General features: G+C 35.6%; 15 protein-coding genes, 1 tRNA gene and 1 other annotated feature. Of the genes, 1 reads left to right on the forward strand and 15 read right to left on the reverse strand.

Translation table 11 applies throughout. The features are described from left to right. Window positions 1-27: 27 nt before the first annotated feature. The 13 genes from recN to ACTJFD_RS01140 all read right to left on the reverse strand — a co-directional run bounded on the left by recN (window position 28) and on the right by ACTJFD_RS01140 (window position 9,903). Window positions 28-1,710, reverse strand: a complete 1,683-nt coding sequence (gene recN / locus ACTJFD_RS01080) for a DNA repair protein RecN (protein WP_442259189.1) — start codon at window positions 1,708-1,710, stop codon at window positions 28-30. A 31-nt stretch (window positions 1,711-1,741) separates the two neighbouring features. Then, complete coding sequence (locus ACTJFD_RS01085) at window positions 1,742-2,557, reverse strand: TlyA family RNA methyltransferase (protein ID WP_442259369.1); 816 nt, start codon at window positions 2,555-2,557, stop codon at window positions 1,742-1,744. Between the two features lie 8 nt (window positions 2,558-2,565). Then, the gene (locus ACTJFD_RS01090; protein ID WP_442259190.1) at window positions 2,566-3,459 is read right to left on the reverse strand and encodes a polyprenyl synthetase family protein; all 894 of its coding nucleotides are present in this window, start codon (window positions 3,457-3,459) and stop codon (window positions 2,566-2,568) included. A 3-nt stretch (window positions 3,460-3,462) separates the two neighbouring features. After that, on the reverse strand, window positions 3,463-3,690 hold the full coding sequence (locus ACTJFD_RS01095; RefSeq protein WP_442259191.1) for an exodeoxyribonuclease VII small subunit: 228 nt from the start codon (window positions 3,688-3,690) through the stop codon (window positions 3,463-3,465). Window positions 3,691-3,696: 6 nt separating this feature from the next. Continuing rightward, window positions 3,697-5,043, reverse strand: coding sequence for an exodeoxyribonuclease VII large subunit (gene xseA / locus ACTJFD_RS01100; protein WP_442259192.1), 1,347 nt, complete (start codon window positions 5,041-5,043; stop codon window positions 3,697-3,699). Window positions 5,044-5,056: 13 nt separating this feature from the next. Then, on the reverse strand, window positions 5,057-5,902 hold the full coding sequence (gene folD, locus ACTJFD_RS01105) for a bifunctional methylenetetrahydrofolate dehydrogenase/methenyltetrahydrofolate cyclohydrolase FolD (protein ID WP_442259193.1): 846 nt from the start codon (window positions 5,900-5,902) through the stop codon (window positions 5,057-5,059). A 113-nt stretch (window positions 5,903-6,015) separates the two neighbouring features. After that, window positions 6,016-6,453 carry a transcription antitermination factor NusB gene (gene nusB, locus ACTJFD_RS01110; protein ID WP_442259194.1) on the reverse strand — a complete coding sequence of 146 codons (438 nt, stop codon included), beginning with the start codon at window positions 6,451-6,453 and terminating at the stop codon, window positions 6,016-6,018. Window position 6,454: 1 nt separating this feature from the next. After that, window positions 6,455-6,883 carry an Asp23/Gls24 family envelope stress response protein gene (locus ACTJFD_RS01115; protein ID WP_442259195.1) on the reverse strand — a complete coding sequence of 143 codons (429 nt, stop codon included), beginning with the start codon at window positions 6,881-6,883 and terminating at the stop codon, window positions 6,455-6,457. 84 nt (window positions 6,884-6,967) lie between these two features. Beyond that, window positions 6,968-8,032 (reverse strand): M24 family metallopeptidase, encoded by a 1,065-nt coding sequence (locus tag ACTJFD_RS01120; protein ID WP_442259196.1) that lies wholly within the window; start codon window positions 8,030-8,032, stop codon window positions 6,968-6,970. A 120-nt stretch (window positions 8,033-8,152) separates the two neighbouring features. Beyond that, on the reverse strand, window positions 8,153-8,437 hold the full coding sequence (rpmA, locus tag ACTJFD_RS01125; protein WP_442259197.1) for a 50S ribosomal protein L27: 285 nt from the start codon (window positions 8,435-8,437) through the stop codon (window positions 8,153-8,155). Between the two features lie 21 nt (window positions 8,438-8,458). Then, window positions 8,459-8,776, reverse strand: coding sequence for a ribosomal-processing cysteine protease Prp (locus ACTJFD_RS01130; RefSeq protein WP_442259198.1), 318 nt, complete (start codon window positions 8,774-8,776; stop codon window positions 8,459-8,461). A 23-nt stretch (window positions 8,777-8,799) separates the two neighbouring features. Continuing rightward, the gene (gene rplU, locus ACTJFD_RS01135; RefSeq protein WP_442259199.1) at window positions 8,800-9,108 is read right to left on the reverse strand and encodes a 50S ribosomal protein L21; all 309 of its coding nucleotides are present in this window, start codon (window positions 9,106-9,108) and stop codon (window positions 8,800-8,802) included. A gap of 18 nt (window positions 9,109-9,126) precedes the next feature. Further along, window positions 9,127-9,199 (reverse strand) — a sequence feature (ribosomal protein L21 leader region). Window positions 9,200-9,264: 65 nt separating this feature from the next. Continuing rightward, the gene (locus ACTJFD_RS01140) at window positions 9,265-9,903 is read right to left on the reverse strand and encodes a TetR/AcrR family transcriptional regulator (RefSeq protein ID WP_442259200.1); all 639 of its coding nucleotides are present in this window, start codon (window positions 9,901-9,903) and stop codon (window positions 9,265-9,267) included. 258 nt (window positions 9,904-10,161) lie between these two features. On the opposite strand from ACTJFD_RS01140, the gene ACTJFD_RS01145 reads away from it, so the two are divergent. Continuing rightward, a tRNA-Arg gene (locus ACTJFD_RS01145) sits at window positions 10,162-10,235 on the forward strand. Window positions 10,236-10,341: 106 nt separating this feature from the next. On the opposite strand, the gene ACTJFD_RS01150 is transcribed toward ACTJFD_RS01145, so the two are convergent. Continuing rightward, on the reverse strand, window positions 10,342-12,486 hold the full coding sequence (locus ACTJFD_RS01150) for a glucose PTS transporter subunit IIA (RefSeq protein WP_442259201.1): 2,145 nt from the start codon (window positions 12,484-12,486) through the stop codon (window positions 10,342-10,344). A gap of 231 nt (window positions 12,487-12,717) precedes the next feature. Further along, window positions 12,718-13,422: an acetolactate decarboxylase gene (gene budA, locus ACTJFD_RS01155; protein WP_442259202.1), complete on the reverse strand. Its 705-nt coding sequence runs from the start codon at window positions 13,420-13,422 to the stop codon at window positions 12,718-12,720.

Below are 13,422 nucleotides of genomic sequence, written 5' to 3' on the forward strand. Positions count from 1 at the left end.
TGAAAGACAATCCCTTTTATTTTTTTGTCATTCTCCATGTGCGAGTTCTAGTAGTTCACGAGCATGTTCCAATGTTAACTCTGTAATCTCACTACCCGATAACATTCGTGCCACTTCTTGCGTTCGTTCCTCAAACGACAACTCACGTACTGATGTCTCCGTTCGATCTTCTTTTACTTTCTTTTCAATATAATATTGAGTGTCCGCGACAGCTGCTACTTGAGGTAAATGTGAAATACAAAGCACCTGCGAATTCAATCCAATTTGATGGATTTTTTCAGCAATAGCCTGTGCTACTCGCCCACTTACTCCGGTATCAACTTCATCAAAGATAATGCTAGTTATTGCTTGAGATTGTGAAAATATCGTTTTTAATGCCAACATAATCCTCGATAACTCCCCACCAGATGCTACTTTTACTAACGGTTTCAAAGATTCACCTACGTTGGTTGAGATATAGAACTCAATCCTATCCTGACCTAACAATCGGAAGTCGGCTTTACTTTTTTCAAAAACAACCTTGAACTGTGTCTTATCCATATAAAGACCTTTTAACTGTAATAAAATCTGCGTTTCTAGTGTCTGTGCTACTTCTTCTCTTAGATAGGTTAACGTTTGACTTTCTTGGGTCAACTGCTCTGTTAGTCTAGCAAATTCTTTTCCTAACGTTTCTAAATCTTCCGTTTGATTTTCCGTTAAATTCAATTCTTTTTCGATAATATCTAAATAAGCTAAGACTTCAGCGACAGTTTCTCCATACTTTCGCTTTAACTGCCTTATGGTATCTAAACGTTCTTCAATCGCAACCAATCTGGTTTCATCTAACTCTAATTGATCCAACAACCCAGACAGTTGTCCCGCAACTTCTTGTAAATTAAAATAAGCCGTTTTAACTAACTCAGACGCTTCTTGGTATTCCTTATCTAAATCCTCAATGGTTTCCAATTCATTCATCGCAATCCCCAAAACATTTAAAACTTGCTCTTCATCCCCTTCCAAAATACCATAACTATTTGATAACGCTTGAACAATTCGTTGATAATTTATTAATTTTCCACGCTCTTCAAGTAGTGCTTCTTCTTCTCCAACTTCCAAATCAGCGCTACTAATTTCAGCATACTGAAACCGCAACATATCCATCCGTTGAGCAAATTCTTTTTCATGCGTTTGATAAGTTTCGATTTTTTCACGAAGTTTTTGATATTCTTCAAAAGTCATTTGATATTTTTTTAAAGCCGGTTGGATGCGATTTTCATCAAATTTATCTAAAAGCATTAAGTGGTGCGCAGGGTCCATTAATTCTTGATGCTCGTTTTGCCCATGAATATCAACTAAACGGCGACCCACTTCGCGTAAAATTTTGGTATTCACCAGTTGCCCATTAATTCGACAACTGTTGCGACCTGACTTAAAAATCTCTCGCTGTAAAATCAAAGTCTCATCAGGTAACTCAATGCCTAGTTCAACTAAATGTTGCTGTATAGACCGCAAATTTTGATTAATATGAAAAGCACCCTCAATTCGACACTTTTCAGCCCCTTCACGAATAAAATCAATCGACCCTCGACCACCAACTAACAACCCCATTGCATCAATAATAATTGATTTACCAGCTCCTGTTTCCCCTGTTAGAACCGTCATACCTTCTTTAAATTGTAAATTTAATTTCGATATTATCGCAAAATCTTTAACTGATAATTCCTGAATCATACTGATGAGACCTCCTTTAACAGCCTATTTCTTATTTTTTTAGTTGTTCATGAGCTGCTTTAACCACTTCCACTGGCGTAACATTAACTAAATAGCGACCAACTTGATGACTAGGTTTTAAATGCGCTAAAAACTCAATGTTACCATCACCACCCGTAATAGGTGAATAGTCTAAATGATGAACATCATAACCAAACCCATAAATAAAAGTTAGGACTTCTTCAAGCACAGATAAATGAATTTTAGCATCTCGAATAACACCTTTTTTTCCCACTTGCTCACGTCCAGCTTCAAACTGCGGCTTGATTAAAGCTACAACTTCACCTTCTTCTGCTAAAATATTTTTTAAAACAGGTAATATTAGCTTCAGAGAAATAAACGAAACATCAATCGTCGCAATTGTCGGTTGTCCCAAATCAAAATCTTCTAATTTAGAGTATCTGAAATTGGTTTTTTCCATGACTTTAACACGATCATCTTGTCTTAATTTCCAAGCGAGTTGGTTAGAGCCTACATCTAAAGCATAACTTGATTTAGCACCATTTTGTAAAGCGACATCTGTAAAACCACCTGTCGATGAACCGATATCTAAAAGAATCCTATCTTTAAAATCAATGCCAAATATATCTTTTGCTTTTTCTAACTTCAGACCTCCGCGAGAAACATATCTCAAGCTTTGCCCCTTAATTTTCAAAACAGTATTTTCTAAAATTTTTTCACCTGGTTTATCATAGCGTTGCTCTTTTTCATCATAAATCAATCCAGCCATAATCGAGCGTTTTGCTTTTTCTCTCGTTTCAGCGAGTCCTTGTTGATAAACTAATACATCCACACGTTCTTTTTTTATTTTTTCACTCATAAGTTTCCCATCAATTCTTTTAAAATAGCTTCTAATAAAACAATCGTCGATACCTCTGTCTGTTGCTTCGCTTCCGTCAACGCAATCAGACTCAACTCACACTGCTCCGTAAATGCTTGTCTTGCTCCAGGGACGCCTAACAATGATACATAAGTACTTTTATCATGTTCCTTATCCATCCCTATCCTTTTACCAATGACCGCTTCGTCCCCTATAACATCTAATAAATCATCTTTAATCTGAAAAGCAATCCCTAAATGATAGGCAAATTTTTGTAGTTTTTGGATACTTTCCTTCGAGCTCTCACTCAATAAACAGCCCGCAAGAACCGCAAGTTCAATCAATGCTCCTGTTTTTTTATGATGCATCTTTTGTAATTGTTCCATTGAAATGACTTGCTTTTCACTCTGCATGTCCAACATTTGTCCAGCAATCATCCCTGATGCCCCCGCTGCTTTCGCAAACTTTTCAAATAAAATTACTTTTAATCCTGCTGCAAGATCAACTGATGCCAACAAATGAAAGGCTTCCGTTAACAAAGCATCGCCTGCAAGTATCGCTGTTGCTTCCCCAAAAACTTTATGATTCGTTGGTTTACCACGTCTCAAATCATCATCATCCATTGCTGGTAGATCATCGTGAATTAAAGAGTAACAGTGAATCATCTCTAAAGCAGCCGCAACTTGATAATCACTTGGTTTCATTTGCTCACGAAATGATTTAATTGTAGCTAACAAAAGTAGCGGACGAAATCTTTTACCACCTGCAGTCAACGAATAGTTCATTGCCTCTGTCAATTCTTCAGAAAGACTACTTTCCTCAATAAACTGTTTCATTTCAAAATTAACAATTTGACTTTCTTTAGAACTAAAGGCTCTAAAAAGATTCATCTTTTATTCTCCTTCATTTTCAAACGGAACTTCTTGATTATCATCCGTCATCATTTTGGTCAATGTTTTTTCAGCCTCTTCTAATGTTTTTTGACATGTTTTACTAAGCTCAATTCCTTGTTTAAATTTATCTAAGGCTTCTTCTAAAGGAACCTCTCCCATTTCTAACAATTTTACAATTTCTTCTAATTCAGCTAATGAACTTTCAAAACTTTTATTTTTATCTGTCATCTTTATTTACTCGCTTTCTACGTTAGTTTCATCAACAGTTGCCCGAATACTCCCCTTGGCCAATGTAACCGTTAACTGGTTGCCCTTTTCCAATTGCTTACTATCTGTTATTATATTATCTTGATAAGAAACATAACTATAGCCACGAGTCATCGTTTTTAAAGGACTTAATAAATCCAAATGACCCATCAGTTGCTCAAAATCTTGTCTCTTTTTCTTCATTAAACGTTCCATTGACTGATTTAATTTTTCTTGATGATAATTCACTGTAACTTGATTAGCATTCAACCGCTCTGTTAAATTAAGTAATTGTAGTCGTTGCTTTAACGCTAGATATTCTTTTTCTTGCTCCACCAAACGACGCTCTAATGTATGTAGTAATTTTCGCTTTAAATCATCAACTTTTAGCGCATATGGTTCATATAATCTTTGTGGTTGTTTAAAAACAATAGATTGTGTAAGATGGCCGACGTTCTGTTGTTCTTTTTGAATACGATAGCTCATCACTTGAACTAATTTCATTTGACGCTCTTTGATTTTCAATAATTCATCCGTTAAAACAGGGGTCGCCAATTCAGCTGCTGCGGTTGGGGTTGCTGCACGTACATCTGCAACCAAATCCGCTATCGTCGTATCTGTTTCATGCCCCACAGAAGAAATAATCGGTGTTCTAGCTTCAAAGATAGCCTGTGCGACCCCTTCTTCATTAAAAGGCCACAAATCCTCAATCGAGCCACCGCCACGAGCAACAAGCATCACATCGTACTCGCCACTCCTTTCCACTCGTTTAATCTGTCGAACTATATCATTTGCTGCTCGATCTCCCTGTACAAGAGTAGGAAAAAGAACGAGCTGAGCAATTGGATAGCGACGTTTGACCGTAGTTATAATATCCCTAATGACAGCACCACTAGGACTGGTCACAACTGCTATTTTTTTAGGATATTTAGGCAATAATTGTTTATGCTCTGCTTTAAACATCCCTTGCTGCGTTAACTTTTTCTTCAGTTCTTCATACGCTTGATACAAGGCTCCAACACCCGCTGGCTCCATGTGTTCAACATAAATTTGATAATTTCCACTCGCTTCATAAAGTGAAATCCGTCCAACTACTAAAACTTTCATTCCTTCTTCTGGTTGAAATTTTAACTGTTGAAAACTTTGCTTAAACATCACTGCTGATATTTTAGCTTTTTCATCTTTTAAACTAAAATATTGATGTGCATTTGTTCGCAATCGATAATTTGATATCTCCGCTGTTAAAAAAACACGTTCCAAATAAGGGTCAGCTTCAAACTTTCGTTTTAAATATTTCGTCAATGCCGTCACCGTTAGATATTGAGTTTCTTGCATTTCCTCTCCACCTTTATTCATTAGCATTCTTAATCGTTTGTTCCATCAACATTGTAATCGTCATTGGACCAACACCACCAGGTACTGGAGTGATAAAACTCGTTTTCGGCGCAACGTCCTCAAATAAGACATCGCCTACCAATTCACCTAACTGATTCCGATTCATTCCAACATCAATAACAATCGCCCCTTCTTTAACATAATCACCAGTAATCGCCTCCGCTTGACCGATTGCAATAATCAATACATCTGCTTGCCGTGTCAACTCTTTCAAATTCTCAGTTCTAGAATGGGTCACCGTAACTGTCGCATGACGATTTAATAACATCTGAGCAATTGGTTTTCCGACAATATTACTACGGCCAACCACGACAGCATGACAACCACACAAATCAATATCATAAAAATCAAGTAATGTCATAATACCATAGGGAGTGCAAGGTAACTTATCAGGTTGATTAATCATTAATTTTCCCATATTCAAAGGATGAAAACCATCCACATCTTTTTCTGGACCAATTGCAAATAAAACTTTCTCTTCATCGATATGTTTCGGTAATGGCAATTGAACCAAGATGCCATCCACAGTTTCATCATGATTTAGTCGCTTCACTTCAGCTAATAATTCAGCTTCTGTTATTTCGACAGGTAATGCCTCGATTATCGAATGAAACCCAATATACTCAGCTGCTTTTTCTTTATTTTTAACATAAACATGACTGGCAGAATCTTCCCCAACAATAATTACAGCTAAAGTTGGTATTCTTTTCCCCGCTTGATGACGTTTCAGCATTTTCATTTTTAAATCTTTTTGAATTGTTTCAGCTACTTTTTTTCCATCTAATAACTTAAAAGACATAAAACTCCTCCAACTTTCTATTTGTCTGTAATTACTTTTAAAAATATAACCTTCAAAAAAATCGTACAAAACCCAACGTTAAACTAGGTTTTATACGATTTCTACAGCCCATCTTAAGCTTTTGTTTCTGCTTCTAAAGAAGATAGAATAGATGATAAAACACCATTAATAAAGCGTCGAGATTCATCATCACTAAATTCTTTCGCTAACTCAAGCGCTTCATTTAACGCTACTCGATTAGGAATGTCAGGTTGACAAAGCATTTCATAAGTTGTCAATCTCAAAATAGCTAAATCTGTTTTAGCAATTCGTTCGATTTTCCATTTATTCAAATGTTTCGTTATCAACTGATCAATTTGTTCCTGATTCTCTTGTACTCCATTTACCGTTTGTATCAAATAATGAGGAATCTCATCTTCTAGTTCTTTTTCGAAAGGATGTAAATCTAAAGTATTATTTATTGCATCTTCACTAGTCAAATCTTCATTGAAGAAACGAATAAAGATACTTTGAAACGCTAACTGTCTTAATTGATGTCTTGTAAAATTCAATTTATACTTCCTCTTCTTCCGAACCAAATAAATCATCTAGATTAGGCATGGTTGTTTTTTCTGGTATAACGCCAACAACATGCACATTTACTTCTGACAATCCTAAATCTGTCATATATAAGACTTGTTGTTTCACTGCTTCTTGCATATCTAACGCAACTTTAGGTACAGAAACTCCATATTCTAAATAACAGTAAAGATCAATTTTGATCTCACCATCCGCGTTTCTTAAAGTAACACCTTTGTCATGTACTGAACTACCAAATAATTCTGCTACATTACTTGCTAAATTACCACGCATTGCATAAACACCTGCAACCTTTGAAGCCGCAATTCCCACAATCACTTCAACTACTTCTGGAGCAATAACAATTTCACCATTAATTTCTTGATTTTGATTATCTAATAATAAATTCTTACTTTCAGCCATGTGTCTTCCTCCTTCACTATTTTTGAGAGACAGACGAAACTTGATGTTTCTCTAATTTAATCTATTTTTTCTTAACTATGACTTCTATAAAATGATAAGCTCTTTCGGCGAATGTGTCAATCTTTCTACACCATTTTCTGTCACTAACATATCATCTTCAATTCTTACGCCACCAATACCCGGTAAATATATTCCCGGTTCATTAGTTATCACATTTCCAGGTACAAAAGCTTTTTCAGAAACTTTCGATACATTTGGTCCTTCATGGATTTCCAATCCGATGCCATGTCCTGTTGAATGACCAAAAGCTTCTCCGTAACCCTTAGATGCAATATGTTCACGAGCAACGGCATCCAACTCGATACCTGTCATCCCAGGTTTCGCTTCTAGCAACACTTTTTCCTGTGCTTCTAATACTACTTGATAAATTTCTTTTAATTTCTCGCTAGGCTCGCCAACCGAAATAGTACGAGTCATATCTGAAACATATCCTTCATAGTAACAACCAAAATCAATGGTTACAAAATCACCAGTTTCAATCACTTTACTACTAGCAACACCATGCGGCATAGCTGAACGCAACCCACTCGCTACGATCGTATCAAAAGAAACCCCACTCGCTCCAAGAGAGCGCATATAGAAATCTAACTCGTTGGCAACTTGTAACTCCGTCACACCTGGTTTAATGAATGTTAAAATATGTTTGAATGCCGCATCAGCAATTCGACAAGCTTCTTTAATAATTTCAACCTCAGAAGAATCTTTAACTTCTCGTAATTCTTCAACCATCCCTGATATCGGAATCAAATCAACTTCAATTAATCGTTCTAAATCAGCATATTGTTTGAATGAGACTACGACTTCCTCAAACGCTAAGTTACTTATTTCTTCATTTTCAACAATATCAGCGACTGTTTCAAAAATAGGTCCAATATTTTTCACAACTTTATAGCCTTCACATTGAGTTGCAGCTTGTTCTGTATATCTAAAATCCGTTACAAAAAAAGCATCATCTAACGTAATAACAGCTAAACCAGTTGTACCAGTAAAACCAGTAAGATAACGTAAGCTATATGGATTAGTAATCAAAATAGCTGATACTTCTTGCTCTTTCATTTTAACTCGTAATTTTTCAACACGTTGAATCATACAATTACCCCTCTTCATTTACAATATAGTACCTATTATAACAAAGTGTCTTATCATTTAAAACAATATCTCAAACTGAAATAAAAAAACCCGATGCAAAATTGCACCGAGTTTCATTTATTATTTAGCAATTGGGTAAACTGATACTTGTGTTTTGTCGCGACCTTTACGTTCGAAACGAACCACACCTTCTACTTTAGCATATAAAGTATCGTCTCCCCCACGGCCAACGTTAGTTCCTGGATAAATTTTAGTACCGCGTTGACGATATAAAATTGAACCACCTGATACAGTTTGACCATCAGCACGTTTAGCTCCTAAACGTTTTGATTGAGAGTCACGGCCGTTTGTTGTTGAACCGCCACCTTTTTTATGGGCAAATAATTGTAAATTCATTTTCATCATGAGTTCCACCTCCTCAATTTATCAACTAATTTTCACAAACTTAGGATATTCTTCTGCAATAGAGTCTAAACCGATTTCTAAACTTCGGATTAACAATTGAGTAATTTCAAATTGCTTTTCATCAATATCATCCGGAAATGTCATGAATAAGTAACCATCCTCTACATCCACTAATGGAGTAAAATGTGCTATTTCTTCAATGCTATTAACCGTATTGATAGCTAGAACTGAGCAAGCCGCACAAACGATATCAAATCCATAAGGACCTGAACCAGCGTGACCGCTGAGCTCAAAAGATAAAAAATCCTCTGCTCTTTTTTTAAAAGAGGCCTCTATCACTTGAATTCCTACTTTCTAATTTTTTAAGCGTTAATGGCTTCGATCATTACCTTAGTATAAGGTTGACGATGACCTTGTTTACGATGTGAGTCTTTTTTAGGTTTGTATTTGTAAGTAACAACTTTCTTTTGTTTTCCTTGTTTTTCAACAATTCCTTCAACAGTTGCTCCTTCAACGAATGGTGAGCCAACTTTTGTTGATTCGCCACCTACTAAAATCACTTCGTCAAAGACAACTTTTTCACCAGCTTCTGCGTTTAATTTTTCAACGTAGATTGCTTGGCCTACTTCAACTTTTAATTGTTTTCCACCTGTTTTAACAATAGCATACATTCTTTTCCGCACCTCCTATTCTTTACTTAGACTCGCCGGCATAAGCGACAATAATTGTACTTGAACTTACTTCGAGCGGTTGTAGTTGTGGTGCACACAAATACAACATTACTATATTATCAGTTTTCATGACTAAAGTCAATTCGGTAAATCGATTTAATTTACACTGGCGATTTTACTTTGACCCGCCATATCAATAAAAAAACTGTTCAGCCCTACTTCAGCAAATAATTCTGACTTCATCAATTTCGAGAAGATCGATGCCATATAGTGATTAGCATAAATTTTACCTTCAGATACCCAAGATTCAGCAATTCCTAATAATGAGTATACTAAATAGTTTGTTAGCAGCTCTTTAGGTAATTTACGAACTGGATTTGGATTATTAAATGAAGTATGTTCTAATAAATAGTCATATAACTTATCACTGAACAATATGCGGTAATCTTCTGCATCACTTTCTTTTAATAACGTAATAAAGAATTCTGGTGAGTTTCCGATATTTTCAAACACTTTATCTAAAACAATATACGGCACCTGTCTACCATCGCTGCCACTAACAGCAGTATATTCAACAACATCTGTGAAGAAGTCTTCTATAATTTCTTCCATAATTGTTTCAATAAAAGTTTCTTTATCTTTATAATGCAGATAGAACGTCCCCCGAGTCACACCTGCTTGATTTGTTAAATCTTTGATGTTCATTTCACCTAACGTTCTTGACATTAATAATTCTAAGAATGCCTGTCTTAATTTTTTACGAGTTTTTACGACTCTAGGATCTATTTTCCCCATTTTCTATTTCCCCCTTGGAATAATATGTTAAAAATTTTGTTTTTGTTCACGAAATCCCCCACACTGATTTCACGAACACACACGTAGGATTATATACCATATATATGTTTTTGTCTAGTAAAAGAGAATTTCGTTTTGTTATATTTTCGAACATTTTATATAATCTTAATTTTTTTAAAATAAAAGTATTGACTATTGTTTAAATTTTAGTTATGATATTAGTTGTTCCAGTAAGACATCTTAATTTTTTATTAAGGAGTCGCAGTAGCTCAGCTGGATAGAGCATTCGCCTTCTAAGCGAACGGTCGGGGGTTCGAATCCCTCCTGCGACGTAAAGCAATCAATTTTTTGAATTGATTGCTTTTTTTTGTTGCCCATTTTTAAAACTATCAAAAAAAGACACGTTCTTTTTCACAAAGAACGTGTCTTTTAAGCTTTTTATTTGAAAATATCGACTAGACCAATTTCAGTGCTTGGCGCCTGACTACCCAAGCCGGTCAACTCAATTGTCATCTTATCTGACATATTCGTCACAACAACAATCATATCCAGCCCTTTTCCAGCTTTTGTAATAGCTTCTAAATCTACTTTCGCCAATTGCGTTTCTGGCGTAACTTTTTGACCTTCTTCTACTAGCACTTCAAATGGTTTTCCTTCTAGTTGGACCGTATCTAATCCCATATGAAGTAATAACTCAAGGCCCGTTTCGGTCTTAATTCCCAATGCATGCTTCGTTGGGAATATACTCATAATCTCACCCTTTGCTGGTGAATAAATTTCACCAGAGGTTGGTAGAACAGCATATCCGTCTCCCATCATTTTTTGAGAAAAAACTTGATCGCAAACAGCCGCTAACGGAATAACACGCCCTGCTGACACTGCATATAATTTTTCTGTCGCTTCTTTTTCAGACAATTGTTTTTCAATAGTAATAGCAACTTCTTCCGCGTCACTCATCGTTTCATCCAAAGTTACCGCTTTAACCTTAATTCCTTTTGCCAAAAACTCATCTATATTTGTTTTAATATTCGCTACTTTGGGACCATAAACTACCTGAACACCATTCCCATTCACAACAACTCCAGCTGCTCCGGTCGCTTTTAATAATCCTTTTTCTACTTTTGAACCTTCTTTTACATTCACTCGTAACCGAGTAGCACAATTATCAATCTCAACTAAATTTTCTGTACCACCTAGTCCGAGAACAATATCATATGAAAGTTCTTCATCTTTTGTTAATTTCACTCCTGTTTTACTCTCTTGATAATCTTTCTTCGAATGCAATCGTGTTTCTTGATCATCGTCTTCACGACCCGGTGTTTTTATGTCAAACTTTTTAATGAAGAAAGTAAATACAAAATAATAAACAAAAGCATAGATAATTCCAACAAAAATAACGGGTACCCAATTTGTCATTTCCTGGCCTGGTAGCACACCATATAAAACAAAATCAAGCAATCCTCCAGAAAACGTTAGCCCTACTCCAACTTTCAATAAATTCATAATTGCAAACGAAAGTGCCGCTAACACACAATGGACACCAAAATAAAGAAATGGTGAGGCGAAAAGAAATGAAAATTCTAAAGGCTCAGTAATTCCTGTAAAAATCGAAGTTAATGAAGCCGAGAATAGTAAACCTTTTGTTTTCTTTTTCTTCTCAGGTTTTGCTTGACGATACATCGCATAAGCTGCTGCTGGATAACCAAAAATCATAAATGGAAACATTCCAGAAAAGAATTTTGAATATTCTGGACTAATCGGAATTCCTGCACCTAACTGAGCAAATAAAATGTTTTGAGCGCCTTCAACCGTCTGTCCTCCAATTTCAGCGACGCCACCGAGAGACGTTTGCCAAAAAGGTAAGTAAAAGACATGGTGTAAACCTAATGGAATAAGCGCTCGATAAAGGAAACCATAAATAAAAGTTCCTACCACACCCATCTTAGCAACCATCACACCAAGAGCTGCAATACCACCGCCTACGATTGGCCAGATAAACGCTAATGCAAAACCTAAGACAACCGCCGCTAGCGCTGAAATAATAGGCACAAAACGCGTCCCGCTAAAAAACGAAAGCGCATCTGGAAATTGGACTTTATAAAACTTATTATGTAGCCAAGCAACCATCAAACCTACGATAATACCGCCAAATACACCTGTATTCATCGTTTGTTCAAACCCTAAAACTTTTCCAATTAAACCATTTGTTTCTTGTAGTTTATTGATATCTAAAAAGTTTTGAATCACACTAGTCAATGATGCATACATCATCACATAACCAACGACAGCAGATAAAGCCGCCACTTCTTTAACTGCTTTTGCCATTCCTAAAGCAACCGAAACGGCAAATAACAAAGGTAAATTAGCAAAAACAACATCTCCACAATCTTTTAAAACAGATAATAATTTAAATAAAAATGTCTGTTCATTTAAAACATTTTCTAAATGATACATTTTAATAAAATTATCACCCGTAAACGTCGCTCCAACACCTAACAATAGCCCCGCCACCGGTAATAGTGCAATCGGTAGCATAAACGTCTTACCTATCTTCTGTAAGACTTCAAATGATTTCCCTTTCAAAAAAAACCTCCCATAAACTTATTGAAACATACAATCCCCGAAAAAAAATAAAGTTTTTCAGAAAACTTACCGAAATAACTTTAACATATTTTCATATAAATTCCTATCGCATTTTCAAATTTAATAAATTGTAATCTTAGCAAAATACTCATCTTAACAACAAAAACAACCGTTTGCGTGATTTATAAAAAAAATCTCAACTTATTAAAAATAACAAGTTAAGATTTATGATTATTCTGCGATTTCAATTTCTTGCGCAACATTTTGATAATCTATTTTCTTTTTTCTAAAATCAGGATCATTCAAAGGTAAATTTTGAATCAACTCATCGATATAACTAATGTCACAACTACCATGTGATAGTTCAAAATCTAATATATGCCCTCCCTGTTTTTTATCAGAAGATATAAAATGCCAGTGAAAACCAGCCGCCGAAACACCTTGAAAAATCGTTGGTGTATAAAAACCAACAATCGTTCCTTCAATCTCTTGATTAAAAAATTCAGGTTGTTCTTTTGAAACCTCTACTAATCGTCGATATGGCGCTTGTTGTTTAGGCATAATCCTGAAATGCATGTTCTTAAAAATCCCCGTCATTTTAATGGCTAAAAAAATATTTTCACTTTGAGCTGTTTGAATTATTTTTTCTTTAACTTGATAATCACTACTTAAATGACTAATGTAAAAAGTTTCATCTGCTTTAAATGACGTAACTGCCGCATATGGGGTCCATTCTTCACCTGTTAATTTTAATAACGCTCCATCCGAACGTCCTTGATAAGCCTCACCATTTAAAACAATCACCTCACCATCAAGACCATGTAAAGTCCCAATTCCCAAATCGCCCTGTTTTAAGATTTCTTTTATTTGAGTGGTTCCATGCATTAGTCCTGCCATTAACGCTCCTAAAGTCCCATGTTGATACAATTTTTTCAT

The sequence above is a fragment of the Vagococcus sp. genome (assembly GCF_052102835.1).
Classification (GTDB): Bacteria; Bacillota; Bacilli; order Lactobacillales; family Vagococcaceae; genus Vagococcus.